A 20,821-nucleotide genomic window follows, 5' to 3' on the forward strand; every position below is an offset into this window, starting at 1 on the left:
GAAATGCGCGCAGATCTGCTGATTGTCGGAGCCGGAATGGTCGGCAGCGCCCTGGCGCTGGCGCTACAGGACAGTGGGCTGGAAGTGCTGCTGCTCGACGGCAGCCCGCTGAGCGTGAAACCGTTCGATGCCGAAGCGGCGTTCGAACCGCGCGTCAGCGCGTTGTCGGCGGCGAGCCAGCGCATCCTCGAACGCCTCGGCGTCTGGGACGGCATCGTCCAGCGGCGCAGCAGCCCGTACACCGACATGCACGTCTGGGACGGCAGCGGCACCGGGCAGATTCATTTCTCGGCGAGCAGCGTGCATGCCGATGTGCTCGGGCATATCGTCGAGAACCGCGTGGTGCAGGATGCGCTGCTCGAGCGTTTGCATGACTGTGACCTCGGCATGCTGGCCAATGCGCGGCTGGAACAGATGCGTCGCTCCGGCGATGACTGGCTGCTGACCCTGGCCGATGGCCGCACCTTGCGCGCGCCGCTGGTGATCGCGGCCGATGGCGCCAATTCAGCGGTGCGCCGTCTCACCGGCGTGGCGACTCGCGAGTGGGATTATCTGCATCACGCCATCGTGACGAGCGTGCGCTGCAGCCAGCCGCACCGCAAAACCGCCTGGCAGCGCTTTACCGATCACGGGCCGTTGGCGTTTCTGCCGCTGGAGCGTGATGGTCAGCAGGACTGGTGCTCGATCGTCTGGTCGACCACACCGGGTGAAGCCGAGCGCTTGATGGCGCTGGAGGAAACCGCGTTTTGCGCTGAGCTGGAGCGAGCGTTCGAAGGGCGTCTCGGTGAAGTGATCAGTGTCGATCCGCGTTTGTGCGTGCCGCTGCGTCAGCGTCACGCCAAGCGTTATGTTGCCGAAGGCCTGGCGTTGATCGGTGATGCGGCGCACACCATTCACCCGTTAGCGGGGCAGGGCGTGAACCTTGGTTTCCTCGATGCAGCGGTGCTGGCGCAAGTGCTGCTGCAAGCGCATGAGCGTGGTGAGCGACTGGCGGATGTCAAAGTATTGAGCCGTTATGAGCGCCGGCGCATGCCACACAATCTGGCGCTGATGGCGGCGATGGAGGGCTTCGAGCGGTTGTTCCAGGCCGACCCGCTGCCACTGCGCTGGTTGCGCAATGCCGGGTTGAAACTGGTCGAGCAGATGCCCGAGGCGAAGGCGTTGTTTGTGCGCGAGGCGCTGGGGTTGACTGGGGATCTTCCAGCTCTGGCAAAGCCCTGACCGCCTCATTGAGGCTGATGGCCCCTTCGCGAGCAGGCTCGCTCCCACTGTTGAGATGCATTCCAATGTGGGAGCGAGCCTGCTCGCGAAAGCGTCCGCCCACTTACCGCAGTTTTGAGCCGTGCAACATCTGGTAACGCCTTCCCCCAGTGTTCGATTGTGGTGGTAAATGTGAGTCCTTATCATTTGGCCCACATTTCCCGACCGAGAGACCACTCCCATGTTGGCACCCAAACGTCTTCTGACCGCACTGGCCTTGACCCTGATCGGCACCACCACTGCCCAGGCTGCCGATGAAGTGGTGGTTTACTCGTCGCGTATCGATGAGCTGATCAAACCGGTATTCGACGCCTACACCGCCAAGACCGGGGTGAAGATCAAGTTCATCACCGACAAGGAAGCGCCGCTGATGCAGCGCATCAAGGCCGAAGGTGAAAACGCCACCGCCGACCTGCTGCTCACCGTCGATGCCGGCAACCTCTGGCAGGCCGAGCAGATGGGCATCCTCCAGCCATTCACTTCAAAGACCATCGACGCCAACATCCCCCTGCAATATCGCTCGTCCACCCACGCCTGGACCGGCCTGAGCCTGCGCGCGCGGACCATCGCCTATTCCACCGAGCGAGTGAAACCGGGCGAACTGACCACCTACGAAGCGCTGGCCGACAAGAACTGGGAAGGTCGCCTGTGCCTGCGTACGGCGAAGAAGGTCTACAACCAGTCGCTGACCGCGACCATGATTGAAGTCCACGGCGCCGAGAAGACCGAGCAGATCCTCAAGGGCTGGGTCAACAACCTGTCCACCGACGTGTTCTCCGATGACGTTGCAGTGCTGGAAGCGATCAACGCCGGGCAGTGCGACGTCGGCATCGTCAACACCTACTACTACGGTCGCCTGCACAAGCAAAAGCCAGAGTTGCCAGTGAAGCTGTTCTGGCCGAACCAAGCCGATCGCGGCGTGCACGTGAATCTGTCGGGCATCGGCCTGACCAAACATGCACCGCACCCGGAAGCGGCCAAGGCTCTGGTTGAATGGATGACCACGCCTGAGGCACAGAAGATTTTTGCAGATGTGAACCAGGAATTCCCGGCCAACCCGGCTGTGGCACCATCGGAAGAAGTGGCGGCGTGGGGCAAGTTTGTCGCCGATACCTTGCCGGTAGAAGTGGCGGGCAAGCGTCAGGCTGAGGCGATCCGGATGATGGATCGGGCTGGCTGGAACTGAGGCGTTTGCGATTGATCGTTCCCACGCTCCGCGTGGGAATGCAGCCTTCGACGCTCTGCGTCGTGCCGCTGAAAGCGTGACGCGGAGCGTCACAGGATGTGTGCCCACGCAGAGCGTGGGCACAATCATTTGAACGAGATTGTTTCCTTGGCCCACCCCGCCCAACGCCGCTGGTACCCCATCGTCTTCGCCATCGCCGCGCTGGTGCTCTTGCCGCTAAGCGTGCTGCTGTTGTCGTGGCAGACCATCGATCAGCAGATCTGGTCGCACCTGTGGCAAACCCAGATGCCGCGTCTGCTCGGCAACACCCTGACGCTGATCCTCGGCGTCGGTGTCGGCGTGACCCTGTTGGGTGTGAGCCTTGCCTGGCTGACCAGCCTCTGCGAATTCCCCGGTCGGCGCTGGCTCGACTGGGCGCTGATGCTGCCCTTCGCCATCCCTGCCTATGTGCTGGCGTTTGTCTTCGTCGGCCTGCTGGATTTCGCCGGCCCGGTGCAAACCCTGCTGCGCGAATGGTTCGGCAGCGGCCTGCGCCTGCCGCGAGTGCGCTCCACCGGCGGGGTGATCGTGGTGCTGGTGCTGGTCTTCTACCCCTACGTTTACCTGCTGGCGCGTACTGCGTTTCTGGCTCAGGGCAAAGGCCTGATGGAAGCGGCGCGGGTGCTCGGGCAGTCGCCGTGGCAGGCGTTCTGGCGGGTTGCGCTGCCGATGGCGCGTCCGGCGATTGGCGCGGGCGTGGCGCTGGCGCTGATGGAGACCCTGGCGGATTTCGGCGCGGTGTCCGTGTTCAATTTCGACACCTTCACCACGGCCATCTACAAGACCTGGTACGGCTTCTTCAGCCTGCCCAGCGCTGCGCAACTGGCCAGTCTGTTGCTGCTCGTGGTGATGCTGGTGCTGTACGGCGAGCGCCGCGCGCGCGGGGCGAATCGGGCCAGCAATGAGCGGCCACGGGTGAAGGCGCTGTATCACTTGCGCGGGCTCAAGGCGTTGGCGGCGACAGGCTGGTGTGGAATGGTGTTCGCCTGCGCCTTCGTCATTCCGGTTCTGCAACTGGTCGTCTGGTTCTGGCAGCGCGGACGCTTCGATCTGGATGAACGCTACGCCGGGCTGATTCTGCACACGCTGTATCTGGGCGCGATGGCCGCTCTGATCACCGTCAGCGTTGCGCTGTTGTTGGCGTTCGCCCGGCGTCTGGCGCCGACCCCAGCCATCAACTCCGGCGTCGGCCTGGCCAATCTCGGCTACGCCTTGCCTGGTTCGGTGCTGGCGGTGTCGATCATGCTCGCCTTCAGTTATCTGGATCGTGAACTGGTGATTCCGCTCTCCGCCTGGCTCGGTGGTGCCGGCAAACCGTTGCTGCTTGGCAGCCTCGCGGCGTTGCTGATGGCGTATCTGGTGCGCTTCATTGCCGTGGCGTATGGACCTCTGGAAAGCAGTCTGGCGCGTATACGGCCATCTTTGCCCGAAGCGGCACGGAGCCTGGGTGTCAGTGGGCCGCGACTGTTTTTCAAAGTGTATCTGCCGCTGTTGCTGCCCGGCACCTTGAGCGCCGCGTTGCTGGTGTTCGTCGATGTGCTCAAGGAAATGCCTGCGACCCTGCTGATGCGCCCGTTTGGCTGGGACACGCTGGCGGTGCGCATCTTCGAAATGACCAGCGAAGGCGAATGGGCGCGCGCCTCATTGCCGGCATTGACGCTGGTGCTGGTTGGCCTGTTGCCAGTGATCGGATTGATTCGACGTTCCGCGCACCGAAACTAGGGGGCGTTCTCGATTGGTTTCCCCACCGCGCCGGGTCTGCTGTTGTGCAGGGCAAGACGCGAGAAGCGTGGTTTGGTTGTTCCAAATAAGCTTCGAGCAACGCAGCCCTGCACAACAGCAGGCCCGGCCCTCCGGGTTGTGCCTAAAAGCGAGCCAGCCTGCGTTGCAGGCCTTGAAAAGGGAATACCATTCCCAGCGGCCTGCGCCTTGCCTGGCTCGCTTTTAGGCGACAACGCGGTGGGGAAACCAATTGAGAACGCCCCCGTAGTAGTGAGTCCTACATCATGCGGCTACAATGCGCGGCATTCGGTGCGGTTCGTCTGACAGACCCGTGCGCTGGAATCGACTGAAAGCCTTATCCATCAAGGCTTTCAGCCGTATAGCGGCGGTCCGCACCCTCGCCACGCCCGGAAGGAGAAACCCATGGGACAGCGTACGCCTCTGTATGACCTGCACCTCGCGCTTGGCGCGAAGATGGTCGATTTTGGCGGTTGGGACATGCCATTGCATTACGGCTCTCAGGTCGAGGAGCACCACGAAGTGCGCCGCGATTGCGGGGTGTTCGATGTTTCCCATATGACCGTGATCGATGTCACCGGCGCCCAGGCCAAGGCCTGGCTTCAGCATTTGCTGGCCAACGACGTCGAACGTCTGCACAGCCCCGGCCGGGCGTTGTACAGCACCATGCTCAACGAGCGTGGCGGCATCGTCGACGACATGATCGTCTATCGCCTCGACGATGCGTACCGGCTGGTATTCAACGCCTCCACCCGCGATCAGGATCTGGCCTGGATGAACGCCCAGCTCGGCGCTTACGACGTGCAGTTGCACGAGCGCGCCGAGCTGGCGATGCTCGCCATTCAGGGCCCGCAGGCGCGGCACAAGATTGCCGAACTGGTCACCCAGTCGCGCGCCACGCTGATCCAGCAACTCAAACCTTTCGAAGGCGCCATCGACGGCGACTGGTTCATCGCGCGTACCGGCTACACCGGCGAGGATGGCCTGGAAATCTGCCTGCCGGCGAATCAGGCGCCGGGTTTCTTCAACGACCTCGTCGGCGCCGGCATTTCGCCGATCGGCCTCGGTGCCCGTGACACCTTGCGTGTCGAGGCCGGAATGAACCTGTACGGTCAGGACATTCATCAGGACGTTTCACCGCTGGCCTCGAACATGGCCTGGAGCATCGCCTGGGAGCCGGCTTCGCGGCAGTTCATCGGCCGTGCGGCGCTGGAGGCGGAAAAAGCCACCGGCGTGGCGCACAAACTGGTCGGTCTGGTGCTGGAAGAGCGCGGGGTTTTGCGTGCTCACCAGGTGGTTCGCATCGCCGATGTTGGCGAAGGGGAGATCACCAGTGGTAGTTTCTCTCCTACGCTGAGCAAATCGATTGCCCTGGCGCGTGTACCGATGGCAACCGCCGACCGCGCCGAAGTGGAAATCCGTGGCAAGTGGTACCCGGTACGGGTGGTCAAACCGACCTTCGTACGCCATGGCAAGACTTTGATCTAACCTTTTTTGGCGGGCACGACCGCTGACCAATTCCTGAGGAAACCGAAGATGAGCGATATCCCTGCCGAACTGCGATTTGCCGAGAGTCATGAATGGGCGCGTCTGGAAGCCGACGGCACCGTCACCGTGGGCATCAGCGATCACGCGCAGGAAGCGCTGGGCGACGTGGTATTCGTCGAACTGACCGAAGTCGGCAAGGTCTTCGCTGCCGGTGATCAATCCGGTGTGGTCGAGTCGGTAAAAGCCGCCTCCGACATCTACGCCCCGGTCAGCGGTGAGGTCATCGCGATCAACGAAGACCTGAGCGGCTCGCCCGAGCTGCTGAACTCCGACCCGTACGGCGCGTGGATCTTCAAGCTCAAGCCAAGCGACCAGGCCGAGCTGGACAAGCTGCTCGATGCTGGCGCGTACAAGGCTGCCATTGGCGAGTAAGCGTTAAGCAACACCGCAAAGCCCCGACCTGTCGGGGCTTTTTTGTGCACGATGATTTCCCCCTGTGGGAGCGGGCTTGCTCGCGAAGGCGGTGTATCAGACACATTCATGTCGACTGACAAACCGCCTTCGCGAGCAAGCCCGCTCCCACAATGGAAATGCGTCTGATACTGGAATATTGGGCGCGATACGGGCTGCTATGCTGGTTTGACCGTGTTGCAATGACGCCGAGCGCAAGCCAAGAGAGAGCCCGTCATGTCCCAGTCGCCGTCCCTGAGCCAGTTACGCGATCCCGAAGCCTTTCTGCGCCGCCATCTCGGCCCGGATGCCGCCGAGCAGCAGGCGATGCTCGACAGCCTCGGCCTGGGCAGTCGCGCCGAGCTGATCGAACAGACCGTGCCGCCAGGCATTCGCTTCAATCGCGCACTGGATCTGCCGCCGGCCCTCGACGAACAGGCTGCGCTGGCGAAGCTGCGCGGTTATGCCGAGCAGAATCAGCTGTTCACCAGCCTGATCGGCATGGGCTATCACGGCACCGTCACGCCAACCGTCATTTTGCGCAACGTCCTGGAAAATCCCGGCTGGTACACCGCGTACACCCCGTACCAACCGGAGATCGCCCAGGGCCGGCTCGAAGCGCTGCTCAATTTTCAGCAACTGACCATCGACCTCACCGGCCTGGAACTGGCCAACGCCTCGCTACTCGATGAGGCCACCGCAGCGGCCGAAGCCATGGCTTTGGCCAAGCGCGTAGCGAAGTCCAAGAGCAATCTGTTCTTTGTTGACGAAAACTGCCATCCGCAGACCCTCTCAGTAGTGCAGACCCGTGCCGAAGGTTTCGGCTTCGAGCTGATCGTCGACGCGGTGGATAACCTGGCGCAGCACGAGGTGTTCGGCGCGCTGCTGCAATATCCCGACACCCACGGCGAAATCCGCGACCTCAAACCGCTGATCGATCACCTGCACGCGCATCAGGCCCTGGCCTGTGTCGCCACCGATTTGCTCAGCCTGCTGGTGCTGACGCCGCCGGGTGAGTTGGGTGCCGATGTGGTGTTCGGTTCGTCCCAGCGTTTCGGTGTGCCGATGGGTTATGGCGGCCCGCACGCGGCGTTCTTCGCCAGCCGCGAGGAATACAAACGGGCGATTCCGGGGCGAATCATCGGTGTATCGAAAGATGCTCGCGGCAGCGTCGCGCTGCGCATGGCCCTGCAAACCCGCGAGCAACACATCCGCCGCGAGAAAGCCAATTCGAACATCTGCACGGCGCAGGTGCTGCTGGCCAATATCGCCAGTTGCTACGCGGTGTATCACGGCCCCGAGGGCTTGAAGCGGATTGCCCAGCGCGTGCATCGCCTGACCTGCCTCCTCGCGGAAGGGCTCCAGCGCAACGGCATCAAACGGCTCAACAGGCACTTCTTCGACACGCTGACCCTGGAGGTCGGCGGTGCACAGACGGCGATCATCGAAAGTGCTCAGGCAGCGCAGATCAACCTGCGCATTCTTGGTCGTGGCCGCGTCGGTCTGAGTCTGGACGAGACCTGTGATGAGCACACCGTGGCGAAACTGTTCGATGTGCTGCTCGGCGCCGATCACGGCTTGAGCGTTGATGCGCTGGATGCGCAAGACATTGCCTCGGGACTTCCCGACGAACTCCGGCGCAGCACACCATATCTGCGCCATCCAGTGTTCAATGCGCACCACAGCGAAACCGAGATGTTGCGTTACCTCAAGCAGCTGGAAAACAAGGATCTGGCGCTCAACCAGTCGATGATCCCGCTGGGCTCGTGCACGATGAAACTCAACGCCACCAGCGAGATGATCCCGATCACCTGGCCGCAGTTCGCCCATCTGCATCCGTTCGTGCCGAGGGAGCAGGCGGTCGGTTATACGCTGATGATCGAGGAGCTTGAGCGTTGGCTCTGCGCGATTACCGGTTTCGATGCGATCTGCATGCAGCCAAACTCCGGCGCGCAGGGCGAGTACGCCGGGCTTTTGGCGATTCGCAAATATCATGAAAGCCGGCGCGAGGGCGCGCGGGATATCTGCCTGATTCCGTCGTCGGCCCACGGCACCAACCCGGCCTCGGCGCAGATGGCCGGGATGCGTGTGGTGATTGTCGAATGCGATGCGGCGGGCAACGTCGATCTGGATGATTTGCAGCTGAAAGCCGCCGAGGCCGGGAACAAGTTGTCGTGCCTGATGGCGACCTATCCGTCGACCCACGGGGTTTACGAGGAAGGCATCAGCGAAATCTGCGCAGTGATTCACCAGCACGGCGGCCAGGTGTACATGGATGGCGCCAACCTCAATGCCCAGGTCGGCCTGGCCAGACCGGCGGACATCGGCGCCGACGTGTCGCACATGAATTTGCACAAGACCTTCTGCATTCCCCATGGCGGCGGCGGGCCGGGCATGGGCCCGATCGGCGTTCGTGCGCACTTGGCGCCGTTTGTGGCCAACCACCCGGTGGTGCCGATCGACGGGCCGCTGGCGCAGAACGGCGCAGTCAGCGCAGCGCCGTGGGGCAGTGCGAGCATTTTGCCAATCAGCTGGATGTACATCGCTATGATGGGCCCGCAACTGGCAGACGCCAGCGAGGTGGCGATTCTGGCGGCGAATTATCTGGCGCAACATCTATCCGGCGCGTTCCCGGTGCTTTATACCGGGCGCAATGGTCGCGTGGCGCATGAATGCATTCTTGATCTGCGCCCGCTGAAGGCGCAGACCGGCATCAGCGAGGAAGACGTTGCCAAGCGGCTGATGGATTACGGTTTCCACGCGCCGACCATGTCCTTTCCGGTGCCGGGCACGTTGATGGTCGAGCCGACCGAGAGCGAATCCAAGGCGGAGCTCGACCGCTTCATCGCGGCGATGCTGAGCATTCGCGCCGAGATCAATGAAGTGCAGAAGGGCAACTGGCCGGCGGAAGATAACCCGCTGAAACGCGCGCCGCATACCTTGGCCGATGTCACCGGAATCTGGGAACGGCCCTATAGCCTCGAACAGGCCATCACCCCGGATGCGCACACACGCTTGCACAAATATTGGCCGGCGGTGAATCGGGTGGATAACGTTTACGGCGATCGCAATCTGTATTGCGCTTGTGTGCCGGTGGATGATTACCGCTGATCTCTAAATCCACCACCGTCCCTGTGGGAGCGAGCCTGCTCGCGAAAGCAATCGTCCAGCCAGCATTTTCGGTGACTGGCTCACCGCTTTCGCGAGCAGGCTCGCTCCCACAAGGGATGGTGGTGAGGCGGTAATCCGGGCAAAAAAATGCCGCTCGATCGAGCGGCATTTTTCATGGCGCGAGGCTTACTCGGAAGCCACGGCGTTCTTCGCCAGGATCGCGTTCGCCAATTCCATGTCCGAAGCCTGCAGGCCCGGGTTGTCGGCGCGGACTTTCTGCATCGCTGCTTCCAGGTACGGGCCACGGATACCGCCGTCGCTGGCGACGAAGCTGCCGGCGTCGTCCTGGGCCGCGACGATCAGCTTGTGATCCTTGAAGGTCAGGTAGGTCGAACCGGTGGTGGCACCGGAGGAGATGACGTTACGCCAAAAGCTGTCCGCCATGGCCGAACCAACGGGAAGCGACAGCAGGGCCAAGGTGGCGACAGCAAGTTTGAGACGCATGATGAGGTGACTCCTGAGATTGACTACGGCGTTGGATAGGCGATTCCCCGATCCAGTTCCGTGCCGACCTATTTCAACTCACTTTGTGGCGTCACCCGCAACACTTCTTCCACCGTGGTCAGCCCTGCCGCGACTTTCTGCGCCCCTGAGAGGCGCAGGCTGCGCATGCCTTCCTTGAACGCCTGGCGCCTGATCGCGGTGAGGTCGGTATCCGGGGTGATCAGCGCCTTGAGGCTGTCGCTCAGTTGCATGATTTCGTAGACCCCGGCGCGGCCGCGATAACCGGTGTCGCGGCATTCCAGGCAACCGATCGCTCGCTGCGCATTGCTCGGCAGCGGCGCCTGCCAGGGCCGGGTCAGGGTTTGCCAGTCTTCTTCATCGAGCGTCAACGGCGCCTTGCAGTGCGGGCACAATGTGCGCACCAGACGCTGGGCCATGACGCCGAGCACGGTGGCCTTGATCAGGTAATGCGGCACGCCGAGTTCGAGCAAACGGCTGATGGCGCTTGGCGCATCGTTGGTGTGCAGCGTCGACAGAACCAGGTGCCCGGTGAGCGCGGCCTGAATCGCCATTTCGGCAGTTTCCAGATCGCGGATCTCGCCGATCATGATGATATCCGGGTCCTGCCGCATCAGCGCGCGCACCCCGGCGGCGAAAGTCAGCTCAATGTTGTGCTGCACCTGCATCTGGTTGAAGGCCGGCTCGACCATTTCGATCGGGTCTTCGATGGTGCAGAGGTTGACCTCCGGCGTCGCCAGTTTTTTCAGCGTGGTGTACAGGGTGGTGGTCTTGCCCGAACCGGTCGGCCCGGTGACCAGAATGATGCCATTGGGCTGGCGGGTCATGTCCTGCCAGCGGCGCAGGTCGTCGGCGCTGAAACCCAACTGGTCGAAATTCTTCAGCAGCACTTCCGGGTCGAAAATCCGCATGACCATTTTTTCGCCGAACGCTGTCGGCAAGGTCGACAGCCGCAACTCAACTTCGCCGCCGTCCGGGGTCTTGGTCTTGACCCGGCCATCCTGGGGTTTGCGCTTTTCCGCGACGTTCATGCGGCCAAGACTTTTCAGGCGGCTGACGATCGCCATGGTCACCTGCGGCGGGAATTGATAGACGTTGTGCAACACGCCGTCGATGCGAAAGCGTACGGTGCCGTGCTCGCGGCGCGGTTCGATGTGGATATCACTGGCGCGCTGCTGGAAGGCGTACTGGAACAGCCAGTCGACGATGTTGACGATGTGCGCGTCGTTGGCGTCCGGCTCCTGGTCGCTGGCGCCGAGGTTGAGCAGTTGTTCGAAATTGCCGAGGTTACCGCCCTGGGCGTCGGCATTGCTGGCGCCGCTGACCGATTTGGCCAGCCGGAAAAACTCCACGCTGAAGCGCTGGATGTCGACCGGGTTGGCCACAACCCGTTTGATCGGCAGCTTCAACACGTGGGTCAGGTCAGCTTCCCAACCGTTGACGTAGGGCTGAGCGCTGGCCACGGTGACCGAGTCGCGGTCCACGGCGACGGCGAGAATCCTGTGCCGTTGCGCAAAGGCATAGGACATCAGCGGCGTGATCGCCGCAACATTGATTTTCAGCGGATCGATGCGCAAGTACGGCTGGCCGGCCTGCTGCGCCAGCCACAGGGTCAGGCTTTCCAGATCCAGATATTTGCCCGGACGGCTGAGGTCGTCGAGTTGCTGGCTGGCGATGAATTCCAGCGGATGCATCTGCCCGTGAGCCGCATGGCGACGGCGGGCATTGAGCGCCTGTTCCGCCGCGTCCTGGCAGATGAAGCCTTGGGCGACCAGTTCTCGCAACACATCGTTGAGGTCGAGCCAGCGGTCCTGAGTGACAAATTGAACGGACATGCGGCTTTCCTTTTTGAGCGTCATGCGCAAAAGGATAGTCGTGGCCCCGCTGACCGTTGGGCCACTACCCGACGAAGCCGTTGCCGGATTTGTCAGCCGGCGGCCTGGGTGGGCGCCTGCCAGGCCGCGTCGGCGTTGTGCAGGTCCACCGCGCAGACGCTGATCAGGTTGCGCAGTTTTTCCGCGATCACTTGCGCGCGGTGCCAGCTCAGGCCGCTCATGAGCAGATCGATCGACAGCAGATCGTCCTGGCGCTGGACGTTGACCTGCTCCGGAGTCAGAAACTGCAAGGCGAACAGATTCAGCACGCGCACCAGCAGATCCGGCTCGGCCTCGGCGAGGATTTGGTATTGCGCCAGGCAATGGGCGTTGTTGACGTTCCAGACATCGGCGCGGGCAGGCGCGCTGTTCACGGCTTCAAGGTGCGGCATGGCGAATCTCCAGATCAGTGGAGAAATTTTTACATTCGGTGCGGGGTATTTCTTGGCTATGATCGGGCTTTATAGCGATTTGTCGAAACGGATAATTCGTTAAAGGCGATCTTGGAGGAATTGTTATGCACAGCGAGCTGGACGCTTACGACCGGAAGATCCTCGCCCTGCTGCAGGAAGACGCTTCGCTGTCGAGCGCGCAGATCGCCGAGCAGGTCGGCCTGTCGCAATCGCCGTGCTGGCGGCGGATTCAGCGGATGAAGGAGGAGGGCATCATTCGCGGTCAGGTGACCTTGCTTGATCGCAAGAAGATCGGCCTGAACACGCAGATCTTTGCCGAGATCAAACTCAACGCTCACGGCCGCTCGAACTTCACCGAATTCACCGAGGCGATTCGCGGCTTTCCGGAAGTGCTGGAGTGTTATGTGCTGATGGGCGCGGTGGACTTCATGTTGCGCATTGTCGCGGCGGACATTGAGGCGTACGAGCGGTTCTTCTTCGAGAAGCTGTCGCTGGTGCCGGGGATACAGGAAGTGAACTCGATCGTGGCGCTGTCGGAGATCAAGTCCACCACCAGCCTGCCGGTCTAGTGCGGATGGCCTTTGTGGCGAGGGGATTCATCCCCGCTGGGCTGCGCAACAGTCCCCGCTTGATCGTTCCCACGCAGAGCGTGGGAACGATCAGGTGGGAAGGTGTTTAGCTGCGCAGCAGGATTTTCCAGGCGCGGTTCTGGTACACCGCAATCGCCTGATGCTTGCGCGCATCGAGCAGTTCGTCAGTGATGGTCGGCTCGTTGGCCAGTTGCGCCAGTTTGTTCAGCTCACCGTACAGGCGATCCATTTCCGGAATGTCCAGCACGTTGCGCGCATGGTGCAACCAGACCTGAATGCGCTCGATACGCGGCAGTTGCTCGGCGAGATCTTCCGGCTGCTGCTGATAGCGCTGCAGCTGCAAAGCGGTGGCTTCTTCACCCAACAGACGCGGCAGCCAGCTGTGCAGTTGCGCGTCACCCTGACGATTACCGCGAGTGTTGCGGTCGGCGGTCCAAGTGCGGGCCAGCAGCCAGCGCGAGGCGTTCAGCGAGAACTGACCCCAGCGCGGGTCTTCCAGCTCTTCAAGGAACTGCTCCGGCGCGGCCTTGCGCACGTCTTCGTCTTCGATGCCGACTTGCACCAGCGGGCGCCAGTCTTCCAGCAAGGCATCGAGGGCCACGCGCAAATCGTGGGTCGACTGCCGCGGTGCGGCCTGGCCGAGGCTGCTGAGCAGGGCGCGCATTTCCGCAAGGTTCTCGACCCAGTCCTGCAGCAGGCGCCAGTGGCCGTTGAAGCGATATTGCTCGGCCAGTCGCTGGCTGCTGCCGAGAAGATGCCAGCTCAGCGCGGCGAAGGTGTCGTCGAGGCGGGTTTCGCTGGTCAACTGCGGCGCCGGCAGGCTCAGCGAATAGCTGTTTGCATCGTGAAGACGATAGCCGCGCTCGGCCTTGCTGATATCGCACGGCATCAGCGCCAGGGTTTCGGCCAGTTCGGCAGCCAGTTCCAGCAACGCGGCAGGCTCGCCTTCGCGCAGCTCCAGTTCCAGCTCGCAGATTTCTTCCTTCTGCTTGCCGACCACTACGTGACCGAGATCCAGGGCGGCTTCGATGACCACTTTGGTCTTGCCACGGCCCCAGGCGATTTCGGCGCGCTCGCGGACGAAATCGGTGGTGAAGATCGGCTTGAGGGTTTTCTTGTCCAGCTCGGCGAGCGCCTCGGGCCAGCATTCGCCGTCGAGTTTCTTCACGTCGAGCTTGGCTTTCGGCAGTTTCCAGTCGTACTCGTTACGCTCGGACAGACCGGCGACGCTTTGGCCACGGGTCTTGAGGGTCTGAATCACTTCGTCACCGTCCTTGCGCAGGCGCAGGGCGACTTTGGCCTGGGCGAGGTCGCGCTCGGGGGTGTCGAAGTACTGGTTCATCAACTCACGGCGTTCCCAGCCACTTTTGTTGCGTTTCTTCAGCAGCGGGTGCTCGCGCAGGGCAGCGAGGGTTTCGCGGCTGACGCGGAGTTTGATTTCAGTTTCTTTTTGCATGGCCGGAACATCCAGAATCGGGAGCGCAGCCGGGGGGATGGGTGGCTGCCAAGGCCGTGCAGTGTACAGGAGTCAAACTTCCTACGCCCTGCGGCGGTTTATTCCGCGCGCCGGATGGTTCTATAGTGGGCCTCAATCCGGGACCTGGAGTCAGTGATGCCATTGCCGTCCATGCAAGACCAGTTCGCCGCGCTGATTGCCGCGCCATCGGTCAGCTGTACTCAACCGAACCTGGACCAGTCCAACCGCGCCGTCATTGATTTGCTCGCTGGCTGGCTCGCTGACTTGGGTTTCAGCTGTGATATCCAGCAGGTCAGCCCCGGCAAATTCAATCTGCTTGCCAGTTTCGGCAGCGGCCCCGGTGGCCTGGTGCTGGCCGGGCACAGCGACACTGTGCCTTATGACGACGCGTTGTGGCAGACCGACCCGCTGAAGCTCACCGAAGTCGATGGCCGCTGGGTCGGGCTGGGCAGCTGTGACATGAAGGGCTTCTTCGCGCTGATCATCGAGGCGGTGCGGCCGCTGCTCGATCAGCCGTTCAAACAACCGCTGCTGATTCTCGCCACCTGCGATGAAGAAAGCTCGATGTCCGGCGCCCGAGCGCTGGCCGAGGCCGGGCAACCGCTGGGCCGCGCGGCGGTGATCGGCGAGCCGACCGGGCTCAAGCCGATTCGCATGCACAAAGGCATCATGATGGAGCGCATCGACATCCTCGGGCAGAGCGGCCACTCGTCTGATCCGCGCCTGGGCCATAGCGCCCTTGAAGCGATGCACGATGCTATCGGCGAATTGCGCGGCCTGCGCCTGTTGTGGCAGCGCGAATTCAGCAATCCACAATTCAGCGTGCCGCAACCGACGATGAACTTCGGCTGCATCCATGGTGGCGACAACCCCAATCGCATCTGCGGCCAGTGTTCCCTGGAGTTTGACCTGCGGCCGCTGCCGGGCATGGACCCGAGCGTGCTGCGCGCGGAAATCCTGCGCAAGCTCAACCCGGTGGCCGAGCGGCACAAGGTGAAGATCGACTACAAGCCGCTGTTCCCGGAAGTGCCGCCGTTCGAGCAGGCCGAGGACGCAGAACTGGTGCGTATCGCCGAAAAGCTCACCGGCCATCGCGCCGAAGCAGTGGCGTTTGGTACCGAAGCGCCTTATCTTCAGCGCCTCGGCTGCGAAACCATCGTCCTCGGCCCCGGTGACATTGCCTGTGCGCATCAACCCGGCGAGTACCTTGAAATGTCACGTTTGCAGCCTACCGTGCATCTGATTCGGCAGTTGATTGAACATTATTGCCTGACGACAGACGAACGATGACGGCCCTGTGTGGGAGCGAGCCTGCTCGCGAAAGCGTTTTGTCAGTCGCCATTGATGAACCTGATCCACCGCTTTCGCGAGCAGGCTCGCTGCCACAGGGTTAAATGTCTTGCATCAACCCGGTAAATTGCCTGCACCCCAACCCGTATTCATGAGGAGAGCGCGCGTGTCGCCAAGCCTGTTCCGACGATAACCATCAGCCCGCTGTGCGTTTTTCGTTTCGCCCCTTTTTTCGGCTGCTCTTTATTACAGGCCCAGGTTCATGCCCGAATACGTCAATTGGCTCCGCCACGCGTCTCCTTACATCAATGCCCACCGCGATTGCACCTTCGTCGTCATGCTGCCCGGCGACGGCGTCGAGCATCCGAATTTCGGCAACATCGTCCACGACCTGGTCCTGCTGCACAGCCTCGGCGTGCGTCTGGTGCTGGTGCACGGCTCGCGCCCGCAGATCGAAACCCGCCTCGCCGCCCGTGGCCTGACCCCGCATTACCATCACGGCATGCGCATCACCGATGCCGCGACGCTGGAGTGTGTGATCGATGCGGTCGGCCAGTTGCGCATCGCCATTGAAGCACGACTGTCGATGGACATGGCCTCGTCGCCAATGCAGGGCTCGCGCCTGCGCGTGGCCAGCGGCAACCTCGTCACCGCGCGGCCGATCGGCGTGCTGGAGGGTGTCGACTATCACCACACCGGCGAAGTGCGCCGGGTCGATCGCAAGGGCATCAACCGCCTGCTCGATGAACGCTCGATCGTGCTGCTGTCGCCGTTGGGCTATTCGCCGACCGGCGAGATCTTCAACCTCGCCTGTGAAGACGTCGCCACCCGCGCCGCGGTCGATCTGGGCGCGGACAAGCTGCTGTTGTTCGGCGCCGAACTCGGCCTGATCGACGAGAACGGCAAACTGGTGCGTGAACTGCGCCCGCAACAAGTGCCGGCCCATTTGCAGCGCCTCGGCATGAGCAACTATCAAGCGGAGTTGCTCGATGCCGCCGCCGAAGCCTGCCGTGGCGGCGTGGCGCGCAGCCATATCGTCAGTTACGCCGAAGATGGCGCGCTGCTGACGGAGCTGTTCACCCGTGACGGTGGCGGTACGCTGGTGGCGCAGGAGCAGTTCGAACTGGTGCGCGAAGCGGCGATTGAAGACGTCGGTGGCCTGCTTGATCTGATCAGTCCGCTGGAAGAGCAGGGCATTCTGGTGCGTCGCTCGCGGGAAGTACTGGAGCGAGAGATCGAGCAGTTCAGCGTGGTCGAGCGCGAAGGCATGATCATCGCCTGTGCGGCGCTGTATCAGATTGCCGATTCCGATGCCGGCGAACTGGCGTGCCTGGCGGTGAATCCGGAATATCGCCATGGCGGTCGCGGCGACGAATTGCTCGAGCGCATCGAAACCAGAGCTCGGGCGCAGGGTTTGAAAACCCTGTTCGTGCTTACCACCCGAACGGCGCACTGGTTCCGCGAGCGCGGGTTCGAGCCAAGCAGCGTAGAACGCCTGCCAGCAGCGCGGGCATCGCTGTACAACTATCAGCGCAACTCGAAGATCTTCGAAAAGACTCTCTGAACAACAGCGAGGTCTCCTGTGGCGAGGGGATTCATCCCCGCTGGGTCGCGTAGCGGCCCCCAGTGTTTTCACCTGGAAACGCAAGGGGACTGCTGCGCAGTCCAACGGGGATAAATCCCCTCACCACAGGGTTCTGCATTCAGTCAGTGATGAATTTAGCGCTGACGTACGGCGAGTAATCCGGCAGCACCGTCTCGACCTTGCCCTGTTCCTTCAAGAATTTTGCCGTTTCGGCAATGGCCTTCGCGGTGCCGCCGTCCAGCAGCGCCGTGGTTTGCTGCGCCTGCGCGTCGGGGAATGCCGACCCGGCCAGCAGTTCCGGTACATCCGCCGCATTGGCGCCGGTCAATTTGGCGATTTTCTGCACAGGCACCGAGTCCGCCGTCCAGCTGTCCTTGTGCGCGGCGTAATCAGCGAACGAGTCCAGGGTGACCCTGGCAAACTTGGCCACGACCTCGGGATGCTTCTCGGCAAAGTCCTTGCGCGCCACCCACACTTCGAAGGTCGGCGCGCCCCACTGGCCGACTTGGGCAGCATCGGTCAGGGTCTTGCCGGTCTTGCGGATCTCGCCCAGCGCTGGTGACCAGACAAACGCCCCGTCGATGTCGCCGCGCTTCCACGCGGCGGCGATCTCGGCCGGTTGCAGATTGACCACTTTGACTTGCGAAGTCGTCAGGCCCCAGTGCTTCAGCGCCCCAAGCAGACTGTAGTGCGAGGTCGACACGAACGGCGTGGCGATGGTTTTACCGATCAGATCCTGCGGCTTGTCGATGCCGCTGCCGTTGCGCACCACCAAGGCTTCGGCGGCATTGATCTGCGCCGAGACGATGAAAGCCACGATCGGTAAATTGCGCGAGGCAGCCGCTGCCAAGGGACTCGAGCCGAGGTTGCCGATCTGTACGTCGCCAGAAGCAATGGCTGTCACTACTTCCGGGCCGCTGTTGAAGCGTCGCCAGTCGATCTTTTCGCCGATGGTTTTTTCATAGACACCATCGGCCTGCGGCACTTTGCTCGGATCAATCCCGGTCTGGTAGCCGACCGTCAGACCGGCGGCATGTGCGGAAAAACAAAACAGTGCCGACACACAAACTGTAACAAATTGACTTGATAGTGCGCGTTTCGCCATGATGCGTCGCCTTTTCGATGGGGTTTGACGTGTTGGGAGTACGGCAAAGCTAATCGATCTAAAAAAAGGTCAACAAATACCATTTAGGAATGAGCTTAGGCGCCGATACGCTGTTTCCCGGCGTGGATGGCCATTAATGGGCCATATACCCGAATGGTATGAAAAAGAATGAATAAATTCTTTTTGGGATTATCAGGAAGTCTTTACGCTGCAGGGACCCAATCACTTGCGATTAGACGATGGTCGTAGACACACAAGGTTACGATTGACTTGGCAGTCACGGTCTGGCGCTAATCGCGAATCTTAGGATTCAGGGCAAATCGACCCCGAACCAGGAACACAAGAATTAGAACGAGAGGAGCGATACATGAACAAGTCCACCTTGGCCCTGGCTGTGGCCGTTGGGGTTATGGCGCAGCAGGCAGGCGCCGCCGGTTTCATCGAAGACAGCAAGGCTACTCTGGGTCTGCGCAACTTCTATATCAACACTGACAACCGTGACGGCGCTGGCGCCAACAAGAACGAAGAGTGGGGTCAAGGCTTCGATCTGCGTTTCATCTCCGGTTACACCCAAGGCACCGTAGGTTTCGGTCTCGACGCCATCGGCCTGCTCGGCATCCGTCTTGATTCGGGCGGCGGCACCAACGGCAACAGCGGCACCGCTTACGGCGGCACCGTGTTCCCGAGCGAGTCCAACGGTAAAGCCGTGGACAACTTCTCCAGCCTGGGTCTGACGGCCAAAGCCAAGATCTCCCAGACTGAATTGAAGCTCGGCACCCTGCAGCCGAAACTGCCAGTCATCGTCACCAACGACGGCCGCCTGCTGCCACAAACCTGGCAGGGCGGTCAGATCACTTCCGGCGAGATCAAGGACCTGACCCTGGTCGGTGGTCAGATCGAAGCGGTAAAAGGTCGTAACTCCAGCAACAACGAAAACTTGTCGATCGGCGGCGCCAACACCCGCGGCACGGCTTTCCGTGACAGCAACAAGTTCATCTACGCCGGTGGTGACTACAAGATCACCAAAGACCTGACTGCCCAGTACTACTACGGCAACCTGGAAGATTTCTACAAGCAGCACTTCCTCGGTCTGGTACACAACTGGTCGATCGGCCCGGGTGTGTTGAAGTCTGACCTGCGTTACTTCAACAGCTCCGACGACGGCAAGAATGGCACTGACTCGGCTTACTACAGCTCGGGTAACTACACCGGTTTCCGTAACGGCCGTGGTGAAGTCGACAACAACCTGTACAGCGGCCTGTTCCTGTACACCGTTGCCGGTCACACCTTCGGTGGCGGTTACCAGGTTTCCAACGGCAGCAGCGACTTCCCTTGGCTGAACCAGGGTGACGGTTCGTCGAACTACACCATCACCGATATGCAGATCCAGAAGTTCGGTCGTGCCGGTGAGAAAACCTGGCAGGCTCGCTACTCCTACGACTTCGCCAAGGTCGGCGTACCTGGCCTGACCGCCGGTGTGGTTTACCTGAAAGGTGACAGCATCGACACCGTGGGCACCAATGGTCGTGAGAGCGCGTCGAACCGCTCCGAGTGGGAACGCGACTTCACCATCGGTTACGTAGTACCGGAAGGCCCGTTCAAGAACGTCGGCCTGATGTGGAAAAACGCTGTATGGCGCACCGACCTGCCGAACACCCGTTCGCAGGATGAAAATCGCCTGATCGTCAGCTACTCGATCCCGCTGCTGTAATCACGCGGCTCGACACGCAGACAAAAAAAGCCCCGTCCGGCATCGCGCCGGACGGGGCTTTTGCGTTTCGAGTCAGGCTCACCCCCGTAAGCCCTTCTCGATTTCCCTCTTTGCTGCAACTCAAGGCCTTCTCGAACCTTGCGTTGGATGTTCGTCGCGATGCCGGTCGGTGTCCAATGAACAGATGTTTAATATTCATTAATGATCTAGATATCTAGTTATTTATTCTTTTTCACGCTGACCGATCACGAGCTACAGTTGTTGTCTCCCATCCCTCATCAGGAGCAGCACCATGAGCCTCAGACTCGGCGACATCGCCCCCGATTTCGAACAGGATTCCAGCGCCGGCAAGATTCGTTTCCACGAATGGCTGGGCGATAGCTGGGGTGTGCTGTTTTCCCATCCGGCGGATTTCACTCCGGTGTGCACCACCGAGCTGGGTTTCACCGCCAAGCTCAAGGATGAATTCAGCCAGCGCGGCGTCAAGGCCATCGCGCTGTCGGTCGACCCGGTGGACTCGCACCACAAGTGGATCGAGGACATCAACGAAACCCAGAACACCATCGTCAACTTCCCGATCCTGGCCGATGCCGATCGCAAGGTCTCCGATCTTTACGACCTGATCCATCCGAACGCCAATGACACGTTGACCGTGCGTTCACTGTTCGTGATCGATCCGAACAAGAAGATCCGCTTGACCATCACCTACCCGGCGAGCACCGGGCGCAACTTCCACGAGATTCTGCGGGTGATCGACTCGCTGCAGCTCACCGACAACTACAAGGTCGCCACCCCGGCCAACTGGCAGGACGGTGAAGAGGTGGTGATCGTGCCGTCGCTCAAGGACGAAGACGAGATCAAGCAGCGCTTCCCGAAAGGCTATCGCGCGGTGAAGCCGTACCTGCGCCTGACGCCGCAGCCGAACAAATAAGTCAGTGAGATTTTGATCGTTCCCACGCTCTGCGTGGGAATGCCGCCCG

At 61.5% G+C, this 20,821-nt stretch carries 16 protein-coding genes; 11 read left to right on the forward strand and 5 right to left on the reverse strand.

The window, feature by feature from the left end; translation table 11 throughout:
• Positions 1 to 3: 3 nt before the first annotated feature.
• The 6 genes from ACMYUN_RS16105 (at position 4) to gcvP (ending at position 9,274) form a co-directional block, all read left to right on the forward strand.
• Positions 4 to 1,221 carry a 2-octaprenyl-3-methyl-6-methoxy-1,4-benzoquinol hydroxylase gene (locus ACMYUN_RS16105; RefSeq protein WP_415763978.1) on the forward strand — a complete coding sequence of 406 codons (1,218 nt, stop codon included), beginning with the start codon at positions 4 to 6 and terminating at the stop codon, positions 1,219 to 1,221.
• 220 nt (positions 1,222 to 1,441) lie between these two features.
• The gene (locus ACMYUN_RS16110; RefSeq protein ID WP_415761115.1) at positions 1,442 to 2,446 is read left to right on the forward strand and encodes an extracellular solute-binding protein; all 1,005 of its coding nucleotides are present in this window, start codon (positions 1,442 to 1,444) and stop codon (positions 2,444 to 2,446) included.
• A gap of 147 nt (positions 2,447 to 2,593) precedes the next feature.
• On the forward strand, positions 2,594 to 4,207 hold the full coding sequence (locus tag ACMYUN_RS16115; RefSeq protein WP_415761116.1) for an ABC transporter permease: 1,614 nt from the start codon (positions 2,594 to 2,596) through the stop codon (positions 4,205 to 4,207).
• Positions 4,208 to 4,630: 423 nt separating this feature from the next.
• The gene (gene gcvT, locus ACMYUN_RS16120; RefSeq protein WP_039757440.1) at positions 4,631 to 5,713 is read left to right on the forward strand and encodes a glycine cleavage system aminomethyltransferase GcvT; all 1,083 of its coding nucleotides are present in this window, start codon (positions 4,631 to 4,633) and stop codon (positions 5,711 to 5,713) included.
• Between the two features lie 48 nt (positions 5,714 to 5,761).
• Positions 5,762 to 6,145: a glycine cleavage system protein GcvH gene (gene gcvH, locus ACMYUN_RS16125; protein ID WP_129997883.1), complete on the forward strand. Its 384-nt coding sequence runs from the start codon at positions 5,762 to 5,764 to the stop codon at positions 6,143 to 6,145.
• 255 nt (positions 6,146 to 6,400) lie between these two features.
• Positions 6,401 to 9,274, forward strand: a complete 2,874-nt coding sequence (gcvP, locus tag ACMYUN_RS16130) for an aminomethyl-transferring glycine dehydrogenase (RefSeq protein ID WP_415761117.1) — start codon at positions 6,401 to 6,403, stop codon at positions 9,272 to 9,274.
• Positions 9,275 to 9,460: 186 nt separating this feature from the next.
• On the opposite strand, the gene ACMYUN_RS16135 is transcribed toward gcvP, so the two are convergent.
• The 3 genes from ACMYUN_RS16135 to ACMYUN_RS16145 form a co-directional block, all read right to left on the reverse strand.
• Positions 9,461 to 9,781: a DUF2388 domain-containing protein gene (locus ACMYUN_RS16135; RefSeq protein WP_172667868.1), complete on the reverse strand. Its 321-nt coding sequence runs from the start codon at positions 9,779 to 9,781 to the stop codon at positions 9,461 to 9,463.
• 65 nt (positions 9,782 to 9,846) lie between these two features.
• Complete coding sequence (locus ACMYUN_RS16140; RefSeq protein ID WP_415761118.1) at positions 9,847 to 11,631, reverse strand: GspE/PulE family protein; 1,785 nt, start codon at positions 11,629 to 11,631, stop codon at positions 9,847 to 9,849.
• Positions 11,632 to 11,723: 92 nt separating this feature from the next.
• Entirely contained in the window at positions 11,724 to 12,062 is a 339-nt protein-coding gene (locus ACMYUN_RS16145) for a hypothetical protein (protein WP_415761119.1), read from the reverse strand.
• Positions 12,063 to 12,187: 125 nt separating this feature from the next.
• Here ACMYUN_RS16145 and ACMYUN_RS16150 point away from each other — a divergent pair, with 125 nt between their 5' ends.
• Entirely contained in the window at positions 12,188 to 12,652 is a 465-nt protein-coding gene (locus ACMYUN_RS16150) for an Lrp/AsnC family transcriptional regulator (protein ID WP_024014730.1), read from the forward strand.
• 106 nt (positions 12,653 to 12,758) lie between these two features.
• Here ACMYUN_RS16150 and ACMYUN_RS16155 read toward each other — a convergent pair whose 3' ends face one another.
• On the reverse strand, positions 12,759 to 14,129 hold the full coding sequence (locus tag ACMYUN_RS16155) for an inorganic triphosphatase (RefSeq protein ID WP_415761120.1): 1,371 nt from the start codon (positions 14,127 to 14,129) through the stop codon (positions 12,759 to 12,761).
• A 156-nt stretch (positions 14,130 to 14,285) separates the two neighbouring features.
• Here ACMYUN_RS16155 and argE point away from each other — a divergent pair, with 156 nt between their 5' ends.
• Positions 14,286 to 15,440 (forward strand): acetylornithine deacetylase, encoded by a 1,155-nt coding sequence (gene argE / locus ACMYUN_RS16160; RefSeq protein WP_415761121.1) that lies wholly within the window; start codon positions 14,286 to 14,288, stop codon positions 15,438 to 15,440.
• Between the two features lie 262 nt (positions 15,441 to 15,702).
• Positions 15,703 to 17,004, forward strand: a complete 1,302-nt coding sequence (gene argA / locus ACMYUN_RS16165; RefSeq protein WP_415761122.1) for an amino-acid N-acetyltransferase — start codon at positions 15,703 to 15,705, stop codon at positions 17,002 to 17,004.
• A 139-nt stretch (positions 17,005 to 17,143) separates the two neighbouring features.
• On the opposite strand, the gene tauA is transcribed toward argA, so the two are convergent.
• A complete protein-coding gene (gene tauA, locus ACMYUN_RS16170) occupies positions 17,144 to 18,133 on the reverse strand; it encodes a taurine ABC transporter substrate-binding protein (protein ID WP_129997876.1) in 990 nt (329 codons plus the stop codon).
• A 364-nt stretch (positions 18,134 to 18,497) separates the two neighbouring features.
• Between tauA and ACMYUN_RS16175 the strand changes: the two genes are divergently transcribed.
• The gene (locus ACMYUN_RS16175; protein ID WP_039757452.1) at positions 18,498 to 19,841 is read left to right on the forward strand and encodes an OprD family porin; all 1,344 of its coding nucleotides are present in this window, start codon (positions 18,498 to 18,500) and stop codon (positions 19,839 to 19,841) included.
• Positions 19,842 to 20,133: 292 nt separating this feature from the next.
• Positions 20,134 to 20,772, forward strand: a complete 639-nt coding sequence (locus ACMYUN_RS16180; protein ID WP_024014725.1) for a peroxiredoxin — start codon at positions 20,134 to 20,136, stop codon at positions 20,770 to 20,772.
• Positions 20,773 to 20,821 lie beyond the last annotated feature (49 nt).

The organism is Pseudomonas sp. CP4, from assembly GCF_047758505.1.
GTDB lineage: Bacteria > Pseudomonadota > Gammaproteobacteria > Pseudomonadales > Pseudomonadaceae > Aquipseudomonas > Aquipseudomonas fluorescens_AO.